The following is a 19,233-nucleotide window of genomic DNA, read 5'->3' on the forward strand; positions in this document are numbered from 1 at the left end:
CGAAACCTCACGCCGCCTCCGTCAGCAGCGCGGAAACGGAGCGGCAGGTTTCCTCCATCGAGAAACGCTGGCTCACATCTTCCCGCCCCTTTTGCGCCAGCCTTTCCGCCAGAGCCGGTTGCGACAGGACACAGCCGATCGCCGCCGCCAGCGCCGATGCATCCCCCGGCGGCACGAGAAGGCCGGTTTCGCCGTCACGGACGATTTCGGTAACGCCGCCGCCACGCGTGGCGACAACCGGACGCCCGCACATCATGGCCTCCACCACAACCCGGCCGAAGGGCTCGGCAACAATCGAGGTATGAGCAACCACATCCATCGCCGCCATCAGTTCCGGCACATCCGGGCGGAAACCAAGGAAACGGACGCGACGGTCGAGACCGAGACGGGATGCCTGTTCGCGGATGCGCGCCTCATAGGCCTCCTGCCCGAAAAGCGCACCGCCGACGATGACCGCCTGCACGCCCTCCATCGCCGCAATCGCGTCCAGAAACACATGTTGTCCCTTCCATTCGCTCAGCCGGCCAAAAAGGCCGACAAGCGGTTGCGGACCAAGGCCCAGTTCCGCACGCAGCCGCGCGGCCTTACCGGGCTCGTAAACCCTTGCTTTCGCCGGGTCGAAGCCGTTGTAAACGATGCGAATCTTATCCGCCTCGCCGCCGGCCTCGATGAAAGCCCGGCCCGTCTCTTTGGAATTGACAGCCACCAGCCTGGCGAAAAGGCGCGCAAATGCCAGCGAAGCGCGGCGGTTGGTGGCGCTGAAAGCCGGATCGGTGACGATATCGTGTAAAATCCAGACGAGCGGCCGGCGGCTGAGCTTCGCGGCCAAGGCACAGACAAAAAGCGCCTTTTGCGAGTTGGCGCAGATTACATCATAGTGTCTCGCCTCCCGGCTCAATTGCCAGGCAACCGCCATCACGTCGGCCGCTCCGCGCAACAGTGCGCCGAAGGACGCATCGCGGCGGATCGACAGCATTTTTTCTCCGGCGGACAGCATGACCGGAGCCCGCCCCGCATCAACGAGATCATCTGCAGCCGCACCACCGCTGAGAAAACAGGCACGCCACGAGTGTGGGCCCGCCTTGACGAGGTCCGTCAGAAAAAGTTCGGCGCCGCCCTTCTCCCCGGTATGGCTGACGAAAAGAGCGGATGTCATGGTGTCTCTCCTGCCGGATGAGAGGGCCCACGATGCATCTGTCTGTGATTGCGGGCATGAACAGCTGGCCGGCGGAAAGAACGAACCTGCCCTGAAGCGACAGGAATATCTTCACCGAAAGCTGCGTGGAAACGCGCGTCGCTAGATAAAAACACCAGCCTAAAAACCTTTATTCGCAACAAAATTCAAATACAACAACAGTATTAGAAGAATATTCCATTTTCATACTTCGAGCCAGATCAGAGAAAAATTCCTGACGCTCGTTTTCATGTGCTGTTTTCTGTTTCGCTCCCGGCATTTTTTCCCCGCGCCTCGTGGCGGAACTATCCTGAGGCCAGACCAGGAGAACGAACGATGACACCATCGGAATACAACATATGCATATATACGGCGCGAACGGAAGAGGTGGCCGCATGATCGGCTTAACGCTCGGCATACGTCCCCGAAACATGGGTGACATGGGTTTTTTCCTGACAGCGTTCTCGCCCTTGCGGGCCCGTCTGGCGGCTGGCCAGGATGGCACGATCTTCGTGAACGGCGACAGCACCGCCCATGCCGAAGCCGGACCATTTCAGCAATTTGCGATGATGCTCGGCGATCTGCACGATACGACTGTCGTGTTATACCGCTGGGCGGAATGGGAGACGAGCGCCGCCACCGGGCCAAAAACCTATGCAGCGCCGGTTACGTTGCGCAGCGGCAAAGGAGCGACGCTGACGCTCTATCTTGCGACGCTGCCCGGCGGCATGGCAGGTTACATGCTTGCGGAGCAGCGCGCAGCGGCGCTGAAAATTCCCCGCCCCGATCTCTGCATCATGCATCATGGTCACAATATGCAGACCTTCGAAGCGCCCGGCGGCATTTTGAGCTCCGGACGATCCACCCTGCTCGGACCGCTGGGAATGACCGAATGGCAGTGGCCAAATGCTCCGCAACTCATCACCACGCAGAACCCGTGGCGGGATGGAACGGGTTACGACAAGGTCTATCAGGCAATCCTCGACCTGGCCCGAGCCCATCCGAACCTCACGCTGGTGGATACGCATGCCGTATTTCTGGCGAAGGGCAAGGACGCCGCCCTTTATCGGGACAATGTTCACCCGAACGAGACGGGCTCCCGGCTGGTTGCCCGGACCCTGTTCGATTCCTATCTGGGATCGGCACGCGATAACAGCTTCCAGACACCTTGCTGGCCAAAGCTGCCCGCCGCCAATCTCATCGGCAACGGCGATTTCACCGATTGGACTGGTTCCGTTCCGACGGGCTGGGGCATGACTTCACCAGGTTCCGCCACCAAAGCCACCGAAATCATCTTCTCCCCGTCCTTCGAAAGCAGCCTCGCCCTCTATCCAAATGGCAGCCAGATCGCCGGGCTTACGCGCTACCTCCGCAATGCAGAAGCGATAGCGATGATAGGCAGGACCGTTTCTTTCGCTGTACTTTACAAGAACAACGAGAAGCAGCGTCTGCCCTACATAACTCTGGTTACGAAAAGCGGCGGCTCAATCCGGACAATCGCTTGCTCCGCCCTGCAATTCGGAGGTGCCAACATCGCCGGCAATAGCGGCTGGATGTGGGCGGTCGCCAACGGGATCGCCATAGACCACGATATCAACCCGGCGGGGTATAATTTCTTTCTGCGAATCCTTCCGGCATTCGGCACCAGCGCGCCCACTTCGAATGAACCGGTTCACATTCAGCGCATCATCGCGGTCGAAGGGGATTTGCCGAAAGGCAATCTGATCTCATGACGAAACGATAAAATATCTTGCGCGGCGACGTCATCGAGCCCACTAATAGTCGCCATATTATATTGATTGCACGCGGTAGCGCTGTCCTGTGGACAGTCGAAATCCGCTCATAAAAGATAGAGACCGCGGATGAAAAGAAGAGCAAATCGTGCGGCATCGCGCCAACCTGCTATACCGGGTTTTGTTTTGGCTATGCCGCTTTACCCTTTAAAGACAATCAATATTCCCGGCATCTTTCTCGCGACATTCGTTTTCGCCATTGGTTTCTTCATTCAATGCAATGTAGCGACCAGCAATATTGGCCTGCGTTTCCTCAATATTACCGATATGCTGGTACTGATGACGTTGCCCGTCATCGCGCTGCTTTACATTCGCTGCCTGACGCCTTCGATCATCCTGTTTTATCTTCTGCCGCTAACGGTGCTGTTTGTCCTCACGGCGCTCTTTGCCGATGCGCGTGGCGATGGTGAGTTTTATACGACGGCGATGACCTATTTTTATGCGGTCTATTTTCTGTTCTTTGCCTATATGCTGTTCAAGGAAAACCTGCTCGAACTGTTCTGCTGGGGCATATTTGCGGGCTTCATAGCGGTGACGATCCTGCTTTTCCTGGACATCGTCATCCATGACCAGCTCGCCTCCCTCGGATTGTCCTTCATGTTCGATGAGGCGGGCGTGCTGGAGCTTGCGGCGAAAGGTGAGATAACCCCGCTACTTTTGCGTGTCGAAAAGGCAGGCGGCATCTGGCCCGTCGGCAACACGGCTGGACCGGCCTTCGCGCTGGCCGGAGCAGCAGTGGCCTATGTCGCCGAACGCCACAAGCGCCCCGCGCTATTTGCCGTGTTTCTGCTCGTATATCTTGCCAGCTTTACCCTCACGCTTAACCGCTCGGGGGTGTTTGCCGTCCTTGCCATCGGACTCTATTTCTACGTCCGGAATTTTTCGGTCAAAATGCTGCTCAGCACCTATTTCGGTTTTACCTTGTGCGCCCTCGCCATTGCCGCCGTTTTGCCGCTCGGCGCTTTCGACTTTGCGGAACAGGCCTTTTCGAAACGTTTTCTCGAGGACAGCAATAGCAGCAACAACTTGCATGAGCGGTGGGAGACGATCACAGGTGGCTTTCAGGTCATGTTCCAGCATCCTTTGGGCATAGGATTTACCGCGCGATATGAAGAACTTGCGCGGATATCGAGGATCGGCACGCCACATAATGGCTTCATGGCCACCGCCTATGCTTCCGGGTTGGGATTTTGCATCATGAGCGCCTTCGCGCTTTTTTATGCAATTTTCCGGAAACGGAAAATCGGCTTTTTCGCCTATTCGGCAATCGGCGTCATTATCGGCTATCAATTTGAAGAGCTGAATTTCAACCCCGTCTTCATGGCCCATGTGGGACTTGCGCTTGCCTATGCCGCCATTGATCTGGACTTCAGGCTTTTCCTGAAAAACACGATGATGCGGATGCTGGGCACGACAGACAATGCGCGCAACAGGGAAGAAGGAAGCCTCATCGGCAACAGGCCGGGTCTAAGTCCGCCTATGTTCTGACGGGACGCTTCAGGCGACATCGACGATCTCGATCTCCCTCCCGCCCAAACTGACGAGATCGCCCGCCGCTTTTCCCATCAGCACCCTTGCAACCGGGGAGACATAGGACATCGTTCCCGCAGCGGGATCAGCCTCATCTTCGCCGACGATCCGGAACCGTTGCGTTCGCCCGTCATCGCGGCTGAACGTCACCAGGCTGCCGAAAGCGACGACGCCATCCGCTGGCGGATCAGGCATCAATTGCGCGGTGCGAACCCGCTCGGAGAAATATCGCAGATCGCGTAGCGGGCTGGCGGAAATGCGTCGTCTTTCATTGATATCTTCAATGGCATTGGCCGCCTCGCAGGCTTCGCGCGCCAGACGCAACTGCTCCTCCAGCGCCTTCAGCCCGGACTGCGTTACCAGATTGGGATGCGGCGAGATTACCCGATCCGGCAGAACGGTTTCGGCTGCGGTTTCCGCACTGTCTTCCTTGGTAAAGGCTACACTCAATCCTGACACTCCATTCCCGATATGCCCCAATCCTGCCATCGCCCGCAGGGGCACGGCAAGACCGCGCCGCGCCGGTTCAAAAACGGACATGTAACAGGCGGAAGCGGGTCATGACAACGCGCCCGGTTCAACAGCTGAATGCAACCGCAACGGAACATACCCCTCATATTTCGGCCTAACAGGAGGCTTTTTGCCCTGTTAGGGTGTGCAGCAGGAGGAGTGAGACACCAACGCTAACGGACAGGAGACGGTTCATGGCCCGGACAGTAGTGAATGCGCTTGGAGACACACTCTATTACAGCGGCAGTTCCACGGGATTTTTCTCCGCCACGGGTTCCGGCCCGCTGCTCACCGGCACTGCAGGCAATGATTCCATGTGGGGCGACAGTTCCGTCAACGTGACCATGGCGGGCGGCACGGGCGACGATATTTATTATCTCTATTCGAGCATCAATCGCGCCGCCGAAAATGCCGGAGAAGGTATCGACACCATCGATACCTGGATGAGTTACATCCTGCCCGACAATTTCGAGAATTTGCGGGTAACGGGTGACGGGCGTTATGCCTTCGGCAATTCGCTCGACAATATCATCACCGGCGGGTCGGGCAGCCAGACCATCGATGGTGGGGCCGGCAACGACGTGCTGATCGGCGGCGGCGGGGCCGACACCTTTGTTTTCACGAGCGGCAACGGCACCGATCTCATCACGGATTTCAGCGCCAATGACACGATCCGGCTCAATGGCTACGGCATCACATCTTTCGATCAGCTTGTCGGCAGCGCCACGCAGCAAGGCAGCGACCTGTGGCTCAATTTTTCGAATGGCGAGGCCATCGTTCTCGCTGGAACGACCATAGACGACCTTCAGGCCGACCAGTTCGAACTCAGCCTCGAACGATCGTCCCTTACCCAGACCTTTGCCGATGAATTCGATACGCTCTCGCTGCGCAGCGGTGACCAGGGCACCTGGGACGCCAAATATTGGTGGGCGCCGGAAAAGGGAAGCTCGCTGACGACGAATGGCGAAGCGCAATGGTATATCAACCCGGCCTATGCCGGCACATCGGAGGTCAACCCCTTCAGCGTCGGAAACGGCGTCCTGACCATTACCGCCGAGGAGACCCCGCAATCGATTGCCGACGAGGTCGAAGGTTATGATTATACCTCGGGGATGCTGAACACCTATTCCTCCTTCAGCCAGACCTATGGTTATTTCGAAATCCGCGCCGATATGCCGACCGACCGGGGCGCCTGGCCTGCCTTCTGGCTCCTGCCCGAAGACGGCTCCTGGCCGCCTGAACTCGATGTCATCGAAATGCGCGGTCAGAACCCCAATACGCTCATCATGTCCGCCCACTCCAACGCCACCGGTGAACAGACCTCGGTCATCAACAATGTCAGCGTGCCGAGCACCGAAGGGTTTCACACTTACGGCCTGTTGTGGGATGCCGAGCACATAACCTGGTATTTCGACGATGTCGCCGTGGCGCAGACGGATACGCCTGACGATATGCATGACCCCATGTATATGGTCGTAAACCTTGCCGTCGGCGGTACGGCGGGAACGCCGTCGGACGCTGATTTCAGCGACGGCTCGCAGATGATGATCGATTACATCAGGGCCTATTCGCTCTCCGACTGGGCAGCATGAATTAAAACACCGGCAATCGCATCGGGACTGCCGGTGTTTCAAACATCAACCCGTCGGCTTATGCCTCGTTCAGGCCCATCACTCGGCCGCGAGCTGGGTGCGGGCGCTATTTAGCGAGATCAGATGCCGCGCCGTTTCGAGGCTTGCCGGCTGCTCGGCGCGATAACGGCGGCCGATTTCCATCATCAGCACGGTATCGGGCAGGAAGGAAAGTTCCGAGAAGATGTCCTGCCAGTCGATATCGCCCCAGCCGAGCGGCATGTGCAGATCGCCGATGCCGAGCGCCGTATTTTCCTGAGGAAAATACGGCTGATAGAAGCCCTGCGGGCGACCGAAGGAATCGTGCACATGCAGATGGCCGGCAACCGGCGCCATGGCGCGAAGCTCATCGCGGAAATCGAGGCCACGATAGGTGGATTCGAGATAGGCATGGCTGAAGTCGATCAGCGCAACGAGATTGTCGTGACCGACAGCCTTCACGGTCGCTGCCACTTCGGCCGGCGTCTGGCGATACTGGCCGGGTTCGGTGGAGAAGATATTCTCGAGGGCGATGCGCACGCCATAGGGCCTGCAGAATTCCGCCAGTTCGAAAAGCGCTTCCCGCTCGCGGCTGTCGGCATCGGCCCGTTCGGCGATCTGGTCGGCACGCAGTGCGCCGCCATGCTGGACGAGAATGCCCGCGCCGATACGGTCGCATAGAACGGCAAGCGCCTTGGCCGCATCGATCTGGTAACGGCATGTCACCGGATCCATGAAATTCGAAGAGACGAGACCATGCACGGTGTAGCGGAAGTCGAACTGCTTTGCGAGCGACACGAAACGGTCGGCGCGCTCCTCGATGATCCGGCCGCCGGCGATCATGTCGAGGCTTGTTGCGGCGATTTCCACGGTATCGCAACCAATTTCGGCAAGCGCGCGCAGATCGTTTTCGAGGGTGGCCAGTTCGCCATCATCCGAGCCGGCGTTGAAGCCGGTACCTATAAGATTGCTCACTTCGTCATCTCCAGGGCTAGAAAGGTCATGGGAGTTCGGACGCCGCACATGCGACGCCACTTCAAACAGGTCCGGGCGGTCAATATTGACGTCGTCTATCCCGGGCGATGCGATGTCGTAAGAAAGTCCGAGGTCTCCGCCGTTTTGGTAAAAAGCGACCGGGACATGGTGATCCGTTTCCGTTGAAACCGATCACTCAATTAAGTTTCTTCATTTACAGCTTTATGACATTTCCGCAGGCAAACAGCAGGGAGAACGGGCCTTCGCGGCTGGACAGGCGGCAGCATCGTGAAGAAATGCGCGGGAGGCTGTCGGAGGGTCAGGTTGCGGACGCTCGGGTCCGCTCAAACGGCGAAATGGCCGCAAATTGCGGCGATGGTTCTGCGCACCAGCGGGCTGAAACGATGTCTTCCGGCGGGAGCTGCTAGCCGAGATTGTGCACCATGAAATAAATCAGCCAGCAATGCGCGATGGCCAATATAGCCCAGGCCCATTTTGCGGCCCTGATATCTGCATCGACAACCCTGTTTCTAATCTCGGTCCTGCCCGACGCCTCTTTTCCGGCTCGATCATCGCCGACGGCGGATGTGGGCAATGTCTGGGAAACGGGCTCGCTGACAACGTAGAGCCTGTCGCTGCGCAGAAGCGGGCGCGGCTCGTCCTCAACGCTCTCCGCATCGGAAAGCGTATCGTCGCCGGAAAGGCAATCCACCGCCACAAGCTGCGATGACATCCCCCTGTTACGCACTTTACCTCTATTGGGCATCATAATGTTCCACACAATAAAAATAAAAATATTCCCCGGTGACTTCCGATAAAGCCGCGCTTTACCGGACATGCCGCAATACGCGCCTCCATGCCTTCCGCCCGTTGACCCAAAGGGCGCCCCCGCGATCAGGCTACCGGAACGCCCGGCAGACCACGCCTGCCCGCATAGGGTTTTGCCTCCCGCTGGATCAGGAAGACGGATTTTTCCACCGGCAGCGGCTCGATCGTCCGGTAGCGCTGAAACCGCCTGGAATATTCGAACCGGATGAGCCTGTCGTCGAACTTCCCCGCCAGAACGCGATAGCCGTTGACGAATTCATTCAGGATTTCCAGTTCTTCTCCCCACACCCAGCCGCCGTAGGACGTTCCCTCATTCGAACGCAGCACGATCTCGAAAAAGTGTCCGCCCGCCACCAGCGGCATACGAAAGAGAATATCGAGATTATCCTCGTCCCCGTCGTCGCCCTTTTCCGCCGACAGCCTGGCATGCGCGACCTTCGCATGGACCAGCGCCGAGACCGGATAGAACGGACGGCCCTTGAACCACATGAATTCACTGACCGCATAACCGACATCGTCGGCACGCTGGTAAGGCTCGATACGCGGCTCGAAGGCCATGTAGCTTCCGTTAAACGCTATCACTGTCGAAAATTCCCGATGCCTGCCCGTCGCATGTCCGCTGTTTTCCACCCGTCATTCATGCTTCTGTCTGCGACAATAGGCAGGCCGCGTCACACCAGCGTCAAATGGAACGCTATGATGACTTTCAATTTCCCGGACACGTTGTTAGATGATGATTCATGAGGGGACGAAAGTGGCTGGGAACGTTGAACTGATACCGATCCGGCTTTTTGGCACCCCGCGCTGTGATGCGGTGCGGGAGGCATTTTTTCCGTCCAAGGGCTTCGCCCTCACCGCCGCCCTCATCCTTGCGCCGAACCAGTCCCTTTCCCGTCAGCATGCCGCATCGCTTTTGTGGGAAAATGTCGAGCAGAAAAGAGCTCTCGGCAATTTGCGGCAGCTCATTCTCCGCCTGCAGAAACTGCCCAATGAGGACGATGCCATCCTTCTGACCGAAGGAAACGACCTGAAGGCCGGCAAGCTGGCGCAGCGCACCGACCTTGCCATCTTCCTTGCCGGCGCAAGGGCGGAAGACCCGATGCGGCGGCTCAATGCGCTGCTCGAATTCGGCGGCGAGTTGCTGGAGGGGCTGGAGGCCGGGCAGGACCATCTTTATCTCTGGCTGCTTTCGGAGCGCCGCCGTCTCAGGGACCTGTTCTTTTCGAGCTACACCCAGCTTCTGGAGGAATTGACGCGGTTCGGCCGCGCCAGCTCAAACGACATCGCCAGACTTGCCGAATGCGCCTGCAAGATCGAACCGGAGCGCGAAGAAACCTACCGCGCCGCCATGGCGGCCTATGCGCGGATCGGAAATATCAGCGCCTGCGAGGGCATGTACCAGCTTCTGATGGAACAGCTTCGTCAGGAGGGTCGTTCGCCGGAAGCGGAAACCGTGGCGCTGAGGCGGAGAATACAAAGTCTGACCGCCACGATAACGGCCCCCGCCGAACCGGAAGAAGGCAGTCGCCGCAAATCAATGGCTAAACCGCGTGTCGCGTTCGTCCGCCCGGCACGCGTCGACGGGCAGCCGGTCTCGCCGGTCATGCACGCCTTCGTCGAGGATGTCGCCAACAGCCTTGTCCGATACCGAACCTTCACCGTCCTTTCGCCGCACAGCACCTTTGCGCTGGCGCATGACCGGGCCGATGACGGCTACGCCATGCTGCGGGCGGATTACCGCATTATTTCGACCGTGTTCGACGAAGCCCGCATGTCGGTTGCGCTGATCGAGGATGCAAGCGGTGAAATCGTCTGGTCACTGGAAGCGGTCCTGACTGAGCGGCATATCCACGCCGCCTTCCGGCTGCTCTCCAAACAGGTGGCGGCGGCGCTTGCCCGCGAAATCGAGCGGCTTCAGGTGGAGCCCGACCGCAACCATAGCGGCGAGGCCTACCGGCAATTGCTGGAAGGCCAGCAGCTTCTGCGCGGCAAGTGCGATCTGCCGCTTCTCAGAAGAGCCCGTTCGATGTTCCGCAAGGCTGTCGATCTCGACCACAGCATGGCGGTTGCCCGCGCCCGCGTGGCACAGAGCCTGCAGCTGGAATGGCTGATGCTGGGCGGCAACGACCCCCATCTCCTGCACCGCGCCAAGGCGGAGGCCGATTCGTCCGTCGAGATCGACCCCGCCCTCGGGGTGGGCCACTGGATGTGCGCGGTGGTGGCGCTCTACCAGCGGGACTTCGACATCTCCGCCGAAAAATTCTTCGAGGCGGAGGCGTTGGCGCCGAATTCGGCCGACCTCCTGCTCCAGCATGCCGATGCGCTCGCTCATTTCGGCGATGCGGAAATCGCCTGGGAAAAGTTTCAGCAGGCCATCGATCTCAATCCGCTGGCGCCCGACATCTACTGGTGGGCCGGCGCCAGCATCGCGTTCAAGCGCGAGGACTACGGCACGGCGGTGGAACTGTGCGGGCGGATGGAAAATGACGAGCCTGCGCTGCGCGTCCTCACCGCAAGCCACGCGCTGCATGGCGATCTGGCCTCCGCCCGGGAATCCGGCAACAGGCTTCAGGAAAACTATCCGGGTATGACGGCGAGGGAGATCAGCAGCCTGTCTCCAGACCGGGACCCGATAGCGAATGAAAAATTCTATCACGCACTTCGATTAGCTGGGATCAAATAGGAGATACTATGTCCTCGCATTTCTTCATTGTCGGAAAAAAGGGTTTCGGCGTTCTCTTCATTCGCACGGCGCCGCTCAGGGTTGCGTCCGTGTCGCATGAGACGATTGCCGCCTATGAAGCCAGCCATCCCGGCGTGGATGGTTATGCCCGCGTGGCGGCCGCCGCAAAGTCCATGCTCGTTCGCCAGAACGGCCAGCCGGAAGCGGAACTGGACCAGGTTCAGATTCAGGGCATCGAAGCCCTCGTCTCCGGCGGCGCCGTGGTTTCCGAAGCCGATTTCGCCTTTATCGGCGAAGTGAACGACGCCGGCTGGGATTTCAACCGCATGGTACAGGCGCCGATCGAAGCGGCCCTGAAGGCGGTCGGTCCGGCCGGCTCCGTCACCGGCGAGCTGTTCGACGCCATCCTTGCCGACGACAGCAACACGGCGCCCTGATCGCGGTCTCGCAGCCTTGACCGGCGCCGATGCTCCCATATCAGCGACAGCGGCTTCAAGGCATGTCGACGCTTCGTTCTTCGATCCCGGACTGCTTCGGCGGTTCGGGATTACCCGTGTCGGCGACGTGACCGGCCTTGATATTATCGGTATTCCCGTCTGGTTCGCGGCCCGGCCCAATTCGCGTGGGCTGTCGGTCTCGCAGGGCAAGGGGCTTGTCGCGGAACAGGCCCGGCTATCGGCGATCATGGAGGCGATCGAAGGCGCGGTTGCCGAAGAAACCCGCAAACATATCGCCGTCTTCAGCTCCGTTCAGGAGATGCGGGACAAGGGAACTCCTCTCATTCCTTTCGAAACCGTCGGCAGGGTCGATTGCGACGCGCTCGATCCGCGAAAAGAACGCGCCTGGGTGAAGGGCACATCCATTCGCCGGCAGGGGCAGGTTTTTGCGCCGTACGAACTTGTCGGCATGGATTTCCGGGTGGATTTCCCATGGGACCGGCAGGCCTTCCGCATGAGTTCCCAAGGGCTGGCAGCGGGGTTCGACCATGACCATGCGGTCCTCCATGCTCTGCTCGAACTCATTGAAAACGATGCCTGCTTTCTCGTCGACACTTTCGAGACGCGCGCCATCGCGCCGCGACCGGTCCTCATTCCGGCGGGCGTCGATCCTTCCTTCGACGGTCTTGTTCAACACCTCTCGGATATCGGCCTGCCGCCGTCCTTCTTCGACATGACGAATGGGCTTGGCGTGCCGGTGGTGATGGCGAGCCTGCCCCGGTCGCTTCAGGCGCAGGACGGGCCAGCCACCCGCAGCGCCGCGGGCGCTGCCTGCCGGCCTGATATCCATGGCGCTGCGATTGCAGCCTTGCTGGAGGCGATCCAGTCGCGATTGACGGATATCAGCGGCGCGAGGGACGATCTTTCCCCCCTCCGCTACCAGCGGGATATGGTTGCGGCCGGGTCTTCGGCCTCCGGTGTGCAGCCGATGGAAAGGGTGCCCGCCAATCTCGATTTTATACATGACGTCGCGTCTTCGCCGCCATGGCGTCAGCTTGCGACGCATCTGTTCGCCGGCGGCATCGAGGATATCTATGTCTTTCCGCTGGAAACGGAGGTATCCGGCCTGCACGTCGTGCGGGTTGTGGCAAGCGGCCTTGCTCCGGCCGGCGCTGGCCTGCAACACATCTCGCAGCGCACTCTCGATCACCTGCTGACCGTCGGAGGTCTCGGATGAAGCCGGTGGTTTTTGCAGGCCCGTCCATCCACGGCATCGCAGGCGAACATATATCCGGTCTCGATCTTCGCGGTCCGGCCGCCTGCGGCGATATTTTCGATGCGGTTCGGCAAGGTGTCGGGACAATCGGGCTGATCGACGGACTTTACGGCGATTGCGCCGCCGTCTGGCACAAGGAAATCCTGTTTGCACTGGCGAGCGGCGTCGCCGTTTTCGGCGCCGCCAGCATGGGCGCGCTCCGGGCGGCGGAATGCGCCTCCTTCGGCATGATCGGCATCGGCGAGATTTTCGAAGCCTATCGCGACGGGCAGCGTTTTTCCGATGCCGATGTGGCGGTGAGCCATGCACCCGGCGCGCTCGATTACCGCCCGCTGACAGTCGCGCTGGTCGATGCCGAGGCGACACTTGCCGCCTGTCACGATACGGTCGCTCCAGAGGAATATGACGCGCTCACCCGCGCTGCCAACAATCTGCATTTTACCCGCAGGACATGGCGCGCCATCGCCGCGGAAGCGGGCCTTGGCTCCCAGACGGCAAATTTCCTCGCGGCCAATGCGATTTCCGTCAAAAGAAACGATGCGATGAGGCTTCTGGCAATGCTTACGGGCGAAACGTTGCCATCCCCACCGCCGCCATCATGGAAACTTCAGAATACGATGTTTTTCCAGCAATTGGCCGCAAGGCGGGCGGCAGGAGACAAAACGTCTTGAGCGCCATCCGGCCCCTGCCTCTGATGCCCGATTGCGGCGGGCTGATCCGCACGATTGCGCTCGCATTACCCGCCTCTTTTTTTGCGGAAAACAGGGCCGCTGGCATTGTTTCACCGCTCGTTCCAATCGGAAATCTGCTCTCGGCCCTGCCTGCGGATGTCACCGCCGTTATCGTGACCGATCGTGCCAGTCTGGGGTCAGCACGAGCCTGGCTCGGCAGCCTGCCAGCCCCCTGCGGCACCGAGCTGATACCCCTTGCGGGAAACGACAGCGTTTCGCATCCATGGATACAGGACATGTTCCATGTGCGTGCGGTTGATCCCGCGACAGAATTCGTCCTGGTGGCGGAGAAGGCCATCGGCGTCAGCCTGGCCGAATATCTGGGAGCGGCAACCACGCATTCGGATGTCGCCTTGGCAGGCGGCAACCAGCTTGTCGGCCCGGATTTTCGGCTGGTGGGCCAGTCCAGCCTAAACGATGACAGGGGGATCGGAAGGGATGCGGCCATCCCTTCGCAGCGGTGGCGAAAGATTCAGGCTCTCGACGGCAGAAGCATCTTCAGTTTCGGATACCGGCCGGAAGATCTCGGCAAAGTCCCGGCCTCTGCCGATTTTTCAGCAACGGAAACTTGCGGAGCGGAAATTGCCGGCAAAAAAATGCACCAATGCGGCTTCCACGTTGACCAGTTCGTTTCCGTCACCGGTCTGAGAGGCGGCGGCCGGCCGCTATTGCTCGTTGCCGACGCCGTCGCGCATGGCGGATGCAACGCCCGCGCCGCAACCGAGCTGAAACGAAAACTGGACGCCTCGGCACTTTGGCTCACGCGGCAGGGCTTTGCGGTCGAACGAAATCCCATCCCGCTTTCGCCGACAATCGACACCAACAAATGCCTGCCCAGACTTTACAACAATGTCCTTCTTGAAAATGTCATACGTTCCGGTCAGAAACGGCCATTCGTCTGGATTCCGCATTTCGGCGATACCGAGTCGCTTGAGGAATTCGATGCAATGAACCGAAAAATTTGGGACAGAATCGGCTTTCAGGCCATCGGCGTGGCCGGATGGAGCCATCTTTCCAGCCGCAACGGGGCGTTGCGTTGTGCAACAAAAATAATAAATCGCGGCCCGGACACGCGATTATGAACGAAAAATCGTGCAATTTCGTCAATAAAGCGTCATAATACCCGTGGAAATTGTGTTGAATGTATACCTTCAACAATATTAATTGATAATCATCGGATTTAAGAACCTCAACCGGAGGAATTTGTAATGCACGCCAAACTACCCAGCCCGATCGACGTCCATGTCGGCGCACAAATCAGAATGCGCCGCAAGTCGCTCGGCATGAGCCAGAGTGCGCTGGCCGGGCGATTGGGCATCACCTTCCAGCAGGTCCAGAAGTATGAAAAGGGCGCCAATCGTGTCGGCGCGTCCCGTCTGCAGGCCATTGCGTCGATTCTCGGCGTTGAGGTCAGCTCCCTGTTCGCCAATGCCACGCCCGATGGCGACCCGGCCAATCCGGCCCTTGGCACGATCAATGCCATGCAGACCTTCGTGGCTTCGAATGAGGGCTTTTCGCTCAACCAGGCCTTTTCGCGCATCAAGAGCGCCGCCGTGCGTAGAAGCATCGTCGCTCTCGTGACATCGCTCGCCGCGACTGAAGCGGCGGAAAATGCCGCCGCGCCGGCGGACAAGAACGACGATTGACGCAGGTGTGACGCTCGCGTGACGCTCGATGTGGTCGAAAATGAACAACGCAACATCATCGCGTTTTCATACTGTCGACTGTCGAGAGGGAATCATGGCGGCGTCTAACACAGCTATACTTGAACAGGACAATGCAGACGAGATTCTGGCGCTCGGGCGGATGGTTTCCTATCTTTGCCAGCGCTCGAAATCTCTGGAACTGGGCATGTCGACCTATTTCCTGGAGATGGCATTGTTGTCGCTGGCCCAGGACATCAATCAGCAGGGTCTGCCGCCGGTAAGCGCAGAGCTGAATGTCGGCGCCTTCGCACAGGCCGCCGACCTGCATTGAGCGCTTTCGCGACGGCGTAAATCCGCCGGGATTGAGCGTTTCCACACCGATCTCCAGTCGCAAGCCCGGAAACGTTCATCTGCCTGTCCGGCTGGCTCCATCCTCCCGGAGAGGCATTCATATGCCCTCCCCCACATTTTCCCGGCGGAAGCCATGATGGAGGCCCGGTTTTGCCGGGCCTCCATTCATATCAAAGCACCGCGCGGCGTAGCTCGGCAGCGGCAGCGACCATGTTGACCAGGGCCGGCCTCACCTCTTCCCATTTACGCGTCTTCAGGCCGCAATCCGGATTGATCCAGAGTTGCCGGTCGTCAAGCCGCTCTCGCGCCAGTGCCAGAAGATCGACCATTTCTCCAACCGCCGGCACGCGCGGCGAGTGGATGTCGTAAACGCCGGGACCGATCTGGTTCGGGTATTTGTAGGTCCGAAACGCATCCAGCAATTCCATCTTCGAACGCGAGGTCTCGATGGAGATCACGTCGGCGTCCATTGCAGCAATCGCATCGATGATCTGGTTGAATTCGGAATAGCACATATGGGTGTGAACCTGTGTGCGGTCGCCCACGCCGCTGGAGCCAATGCGGAAGCACTCCACCGCCCAGCCGAGATAATCCTGCCAGTCCCGGTGCCGAAGCGGCAGGCCTTCGCGAAGAGCTGCCTCATCGATCTGGATCATCTGCGCACCGGCCGCTTCGAGATCGTTGACTTCGTCACGGATGGCAAGCGCGATCTGGCGGCATGTCAGGCTTCTGGCGATATCGTCGCGGACGAAGGACCAATTGAGGATCGTCACCGGCCCGGTCAGCATGCCCTTGACGGGTTTGTCGGTGAGCGACTGGGAGTATTCCCACCACCGAACCGTCATCGCTTTCGGGCGCGACACATCGCCGAAGATGATGGGTGGACGCACGTAACGCGAACCGTAACTCTGCACCCAGGCATGCTGGGTGAAAGCGAAACCGGAAAGCTGTTCGCCGAAATATTGCACCATGTCATTGCGCTCGAACTCGCCATGCACGAGAACGTCGAGACCGATTTCCTCCTGCCAGCGAATGGTCGCTTCGGTTTCCTTCTGCAGGAATTTTTCATATTGCGCATCGGTCAGAGCGCCCTTCGAATGCGCGGATCGGGCCTTGCGCACCTCCGGCGTCTGCGGGAAGGAGCCGATGGTGGTCGTCGGGAAAAGCGGCAGCGCAATGGCCTGCGACTGCACTTTCTGCCGCTCGGCAAAGGGGCTCACCCGCTTCCTGTCGGCCTCGCCAATCGTCGCAATACGCTTCTGCACGGCGGCGTCCGTTACCTTCGGCGAGGATGCACGCGCGGCAACGGCCTTAGAGGCAGCCTCCAGTTCCGCCGCGATAGCAGCCGTGCCCTCACCGAGAGCCCTGCCAAGCGTGGCAAGTTCGCCGAGCTTCTGGGTGGCGAAAGAAAGCCAGCTTTTCAGATCGGCATCGAGGCCGGTTTCCAGTTCGAGATCGACCGGGACATGCAGCAGCGAGCAGGACGGCGCAATCTGAAACGCCGCCGCACCGCGTGCCGTGATGGCGGGTTCCAATCGGGTAGTGATTGCAGCGAGATCAGCGCGCCAGATGTTGCGGCCGTCGATGACGCCCAGCGACAGGACACGATTTTCCGGCAACGCCTTCAACACCGTCTCCAGCGCATCGGACGCTCGCACCAGATCGATATGAAGGCCGGCGACCGGAAGCGATGCGACGGCTTCGAGATTGTCCTCAAGCCCACCGAAATAGGTGGCGAGCAGGATTTTCAGATCCGGCGCGGCCTTCGACAAAGCCCGATAGGCTACAGCCAGCGCGTGACGCTCCCCTTCGGAAAGGTCCAGCACGGCGACCGGCTCATCGATCTGCACCCAGTCAGCACCGGCCGCGCGCAGGCGACGCAGCAGCTCTTCATAGACAGGCAGCAGCCTCGCCAGCAGATCGAGCGGCTTGAAGGCTGCCTCGCGCGCCTTGGCGAGCTTCAGGAACGTGACCGGGCCGAGAATGACCGGACGCGTATGGATGCCGAGCGCCTTCGCCTCAAGGAAGTGGTCGACCGGCTTTTGCGAGGTGAGCACGAAATGCTGATCCTCTGAAACCTCCGGCACCATGTAGTGATAGTTGGTGTCGAACCATTTGGTCATTTCCAGCGCCGGAACGCCCTGACCATGATGAGAATGTCCTTCATGCCCATGGCCGCAGCCTGCGTGCCCTTCGCTCTGGCTGCCGCGCGCCATGGCGAAATAGGTGGAGAGGGAAACATCTCCACCCGCCCATCCATAGAGGGATGGAATGGCGCCCACCATCACGGCCGTATCGAGGACATGATCGTAAAGGGAGAAATCGTTGGAAGGGATATGGATAATCCCCTTCTCACGCTGAAGCGCCCAGTTTTCGGCGCGCAGCCGGGCGGCGGTTTCGAGCAGTTCCGTCTCGGAAATCTTGCCGGACCAGAAGCCTTCAAGCGCGAACTTCAGTTCGCGATGGCGTCCGATCCTCGGAAAACCGAGCGATGCGACTGAAATGATTTTGTCTGGCATTGTCATACCCCATTTGGTTGTGGGGGCATGGGTAAAGCGGACGCGTGCAGGCCCGGCCTGTGCCGGACCATTGCAGCAACCACCGGGACACCCCGCCCGTGGACGTTATTTTGTCCTGGCAGGTCTCCTGGCTTACGGGTCGTCGCCTTTGTCCGTCTTCCCGAGGTTTACCCCAGTGACGTGTTGGATAAAGGCTCGCCGCTTACAGTTGCGGGGGCAGCTCCGGTCTTGCCGATCATCGGCGCACCGGATTCCCTCTTAGCTCCGGGATCGAACAAACAAGCCCGGAGAACCATGACACCCGCATTTCTCACCACGGGCGTCACGATGTCAATAGACATAAAGAAATCTTTATATCTTTATTTCACTAAGTTCAGAGCGCGACCGCACCCGGCCCCGGCACCGCACCGGCCGGCACCTTGCCCAGAATGATCATGCCAAGCACCTCGTCCTTGGTGACATCCTGCGTGCGGGCATGGCCCACCACCTTGCCGTTCTTCATCACGAAGACCCTGTCGGCCAGATCGAAGACATCGTGAATATCGTGGCTGATGAGGAAGATGCCGATGCCCTGCCGTTTCAGCTCCTTGACGAGATCGCCCACCTGCGCCGTTTCCTGCGGCCCGAGTGCTGCCGTCGGCTCGTCCATGATGAGGATGCGGGCATCGAACAAGATGGCGCGGGCGATGGCGACGGACTGCCGCTGGCCGCCGGACAGTGCCTTCACCGGCTCTTTGAACCGCCGGAAATTGGGGTTGAGACGCCCCATCACCTCGCGAGCCGAGGCTTCCATGGCGACATCGTCAAGCGTGCCCCATTTCGTCTTCAGCTCGCGGCCGAGATAAAGATTGGCCGCCGCATCGACATTATCGGCCACGGCCAGTGTCTGGTAGATGGTCTCGATACCGTATTTCTTGGCATCCCGGGGATTGCGTATATCGGCATCCTCGCCATTGATGAGAATATCGCCGCCATCGCGCCGGTAAGCGCCGGAGAGGATCTTGATAAGGGTCGATTTGCCCGCGCCGTTATGGCCGAGAAGGGCGACCACCTCACCGGGGAAAAGATCGACAGAGGCGTTTTCCACTGCATGGATACCGCCGAAGGAAATGGAAATATTGCGCATTTCCACGAGGGGCGTGACTTGGTCCGTCATAGGAGTTCTCCTCG

General features: G+C 59.5%; 17 protein-coding genes and 1 riboswitch. Of the genes, 10 read left to right on the top strand and 7 right to left on the bottom strand.

Features of this window, described 5'->3' with window-relative positions; genetic code table 11:
- Positions 1-7 precede the first annotated feature (7 nt).
- Complete coding sequence (locus ACIK7D_RS15225; RefSeq protein WP_400156709.1) at positions 8-1,156, bottom strand: glycosyltransferase family 4 protein; 1,149 nt, start codon at positions 1,154-1,156, stop codon at positions 8-10.
- Between the two features lie 413 nt (positions 1,157-1,569).
- Here ACIK7D_RS15225 and ACIK7D_RS15230 point away from each other — a divergent pair, with 413 nt between their 5' ends.
- Both ACIK7D_RS15230 and ACIK7D_RS15235 read left to right on the top strand, forming a co-directional pair.
- Positions 1,570-2,907 carry an SGNH/GDSL hydrolase family protein gene (locus ACIK7D_RS15230; RefSeq protein ID WP_164865271.1) on the top strand — a complete coding sequence of 446 codons (1,338 nt, stop codon included), beginning with the start codon at positions 1,570-1,572 and terminating at the stop codon, positions 2,905-2,907.
- Positions 2,908-3,036: 129 nt separating this feature from the next.
- Positions 3,037-4,455, top strand: a complete 1,419-nt coding sequence (locus tag ACIK7D_RS15235; RefSeq protein ID WP_400156710.1) for an O-antigen ligase family protein — start codon at positions 3,037-3,039, stop codon at positions 4,453-4,455.
- 9 nt (positions 4,456-4,464) lie between these two features.
- Here ACIK7D_RS15235 and greA read toward each other — a convergent pair whose 3' ends face one another.
- A complete protein-coding gene (gene greA, locus ACIK7D_RS15240) occupies positions 4,465-4,947 on the bottom strand; it encodes a transcription elongation factor GreA (protein ID WP_137004952.1) in 483 nt (160 codons plus the stop codon).
- A gap of 254 nt (positions 4,948-5,201) precedes the next feature.
- Between greA and ACIK7D_RS15245 the strand changes: the two genes are divergently transcribed.
- A complete protein-coding gene (locus ACIK7D_RS15245) occupies positions 5,202-6,599 on the top strand; it encodes a family 16 glycosylhydrolase (protein ID WP_400156711.1) in 1,398 nt (465 codons plus the stop codon).
- 78 nt (positions 6,600-6,677) lie between these two features.
- Here ACIK7D_RS15245 and ACIK7D_RS15250 read toward each other — a convergent pair whose 3' ends face one another.
- From ACIK7D_RS15250 to ACIK7D_RS15260, 3 genes are all read right to left on the bottom strand, one after another.
- Entirely contained in the window at positions 6,678-7,592 is a 915-nt protein-coding gene (locus ACIK7D_RS15250; protein ID WP_162936850.1) for a TIM barrel protein, read from the bottom strand.
- 424 nt (positions 7,593-8,016) lie between these two features.
- A complete protein-coding gene (locus tag ACIK7D_RS15255) occupies positions 8,017-8,358 on the bottom strand; it encodes a hypothetical protein (RefSeq protein ID WP_127755645.1) in 342 nt (113 codons plus the stop codon).
- A gap of 128 nt (positions 8,359-8,486) precedes the next feature.
- Positions 8,487-8,978 carry a hypothetical protein gene (locus ACIK7D_RS15260; RefSeq protein ID WP_080819322.1) on the bottom strand — a complete coding sequence of 164 codons (492 nt, stop codon included), beginning with the start codon at positions 8,976-8,978 and terminating at the stop codon, positions 8,487-8,489.
- 172 nt (positions 8,979-9,150) lie between these two features.
- On the opposite strand from ACIK7D_RS15260, the gene ACIK7D_RS15265 reads away from it, so the two are divergent.
- The 7 genes from ACIK7D_RS15265 to ACIK7D_RS15295 all read left to right on the top strand — a co-directional run bounded on the left by ACIK7D_RS15265 (position 9,151) and on the right by ACIK7D_RS15295 (position 15,524).
- Positions 9,151-11,103 (top strand): BTAD domain-containing putative transcriptional regulator, encoded by a 1,953-nt coding sequence (locus ACIK7D_RS15265; protein ID WP_162936851.1) that lies wholly within the window; start codon positions 9,151-9,153, stop codon positions 11,101-11,103.
- Between the two features lie 8 nt (positions 11,104-11,111).
- The gene (locus ACIK7D_RS15270) at positions 11,112-11,540 is read left to right on the top strand and encodes a hypothetical protein (RefSeq protein WP_003520863.1); all 429 of its coding nucleotides are present in this window, start codon (positions 11,112-11,114) and stop codon (positions 11,538-11,540) included.
- Positions 11,541-11,577: 37 nt separating this feature from the next.
- On the top strand, positions 11,578-12,777 hold the full coding sequence (locus tag ACIK7D_RS15275) for a YcaO-like family protein (RefSeq protein ID WP_400156929.1): 1,200 nt from the start codon (positions 11,578-11,580) through the stop codon (positions 12,775-12,777).
- Positions 12,774-13,487, top strand: a complete 714-nt coding sequence (locus ACIK7D_RS15280) for a TfuA-like protein (RefSeq protein WP_400156712.1) — start codon at positions 12,774-12,776, stop codon at positions 13,485-13,487. The genes ACIK7D_RS15275 and ACIK7D_RS15280 overlap by 4 nt, the downstream gene beginning before the upstream one ends.
- Positions 13,484-14,629 (top strand): hypothetical protein, encoded by a 1,146-nt coding sequence (locus ACIK7D_RS15285; protein WP_400156713.1) that lies wholly within the window; start codon positions 13,484-13,486, stop codon positions 14,627-14,629. The genes ACIK7D_RS15280 and ACIK7D_RS15285 overlap by 4 nt, the downstream gene beginning before the upstream one ends.
- A 126-nt stretch (positions 14,630-14,755) precedes the next feature.
- Positions 14,756-15,193: a helix-turn-helix domain-containing protein gene (locus ACIK7D_RS15290; protein WP_003520859.1), complete on the top strand. Its 438-nt coding sequence runs from the start codon at positions 14,756-14,758 to the stop codon at positions 15,191-15,193.
- Between the two features lie 94 nt (positions 15,194-15,287).
- Positions 15,288-15,524, top strand: coding sequence for a hypothetical protein (locus ACIK7D_RS15295; RefSeq protein ID WP_003520858.1), 237 nt, complete (start codon positions 15,288-15,290; stop codon positions 15,522-15,524).
- Between the two features lie 190 nt (positions 15,525-15,714).
- Here ACIK7D_RS15295 and metE read toward each other — a convergent pair whose 3' ends face one another.
- Both metE and ACIK7D_RS15305 read right to left on the bottom strand, forming a co-directional pair.
- Positions 15,715-18,063, bottom strand: a complete 2,349-nt coding sequence (gene metE, locus ACIK7D_RS15300; protein WP_400156714.1) for a 5-methyltetrahydropteroyltriglutamate--homocysteine S-methyltransferase — start codon at positions 18,061-18,063, stop codon at positions 15,715-15,717.
- 99 nt (positions 18,064-18,162) lie between these two features.
- Positions 18,163-18,375: riboswitch (cobalamin riboswitch) on the bottom strand.
- Positions 18,376-18,436: 61 nt separating this feature from the next.
- A complete protein-coding gene (locus tag ACIK7D_RS15305; protein WP_059753655.1) occupies positions 18,437-19,219 on the bottom strand; it encodes an ATP-binding cassette domain-containing protein in 783 nt (260 codons plus the stop codon).
- Positions 19,220-19,233: the final 14 nt, after the last annotated feature.

Origin of the sequence: Agrobacterium sp. P15N1-A, assembly GCF_044626815.1 — a bacterium.
GTDB classification, from domain to species: Bacteria; Pseudomonadota; Alphaproteobacteria; order Rhizobiales; family Rhizobiaceae; genus Agrobacterium; species Agrobacterium leguminum.

Coding starts and splice junctions, on each gene's coding strand:
- ACIK7D_RS15225 (WP_400156709.1), bottom strand. CDS start 1,156: ATGACATCCGCTCTTTTCGTCAGCCATACCGGGGAGAAGGGCGGCGCC.
- ACIK7D_RS15230 (WP_164865271.1), top strand. CDS start 1,570: ATGATCGGCTTAACGCTCGGCATACGTCCCCGAAACATGGGTGACATG.
- ACIK7D_RS15235 (WP_400156710.1), top strand. CDS start 3,037: ATGAAAAGAAGAGCAAATCGTGCGGCATCGCGCCAACCTGCTATACCG.
- ACIK7D_RS15245 (WP_400156711.1), top strand. CDS start 5,202: ATGGCCCGGACAGTAGTGAATGCGCTTGGAGACACACTCTATTACAGC.
- ACIK7D_RS15255 (WP_127755645.1), bottom strand. CDS start 8,358: ATGCCCAATAGAGGTAAAGTGCGTAACAGGGGGATGTCATCGCAGCTT.
- ACIK7D_RS15260 (WP_080819322.1), bottom strand. CDS start 8,978: ATGGCCTTCGAGCCGCGTATCGAGCCTTACCAGCGTGCCGACGATGTC.
- ACIK7D_RS15265 (WP_162936851.1), top strand. CDS start 9,151: ATGATGATTCATGAGGGGACGAAAGTGGCTGGGAACGTTGAACTGATA.
- ACIK7D_RS15270 (WP_003520863.1), top strand. CDS start 11,112: ATGTCCTCGCATTTCTTCATTGTCGGAAAAAAGGGTTTCGGCGTTCTC.
- ACIK7D_RS15280 (WP_400156712.1), top strand. CDS start 12,774: ATGAAGCCGGTGGTTTTTGCAGGCCCGTCCATCCACGGCATCGCAGGC.
- ACIK7D_RS15290 (WP_003520859.1), top strand. CDS start 14,756: ATGCACGCCAAACTACCCAGCCCGATCGACGTCCATGTCGGCGCACAA.
- ACIK7D_RS15295 (WP_003520858.1), top strand. CDS start 15,288: ATGGCGGCGTCTAACACAGCTATACTTGAACAGGACAATGCAGACGAG.
- metE (WP_400156714.1), bottom strand. CDS start 18,063: ATGCCAGACAAAATCATTTCAGTCGCATCGCTCGGTTTTCCGAGGATC.
- ACIK7D_RS15305 (WP_059753655.1), bottom strand. CDS start 19,219: ATGACGGACCAAGTCACGCCCCTCGTGGAAATGCGCAATATTTCCATT.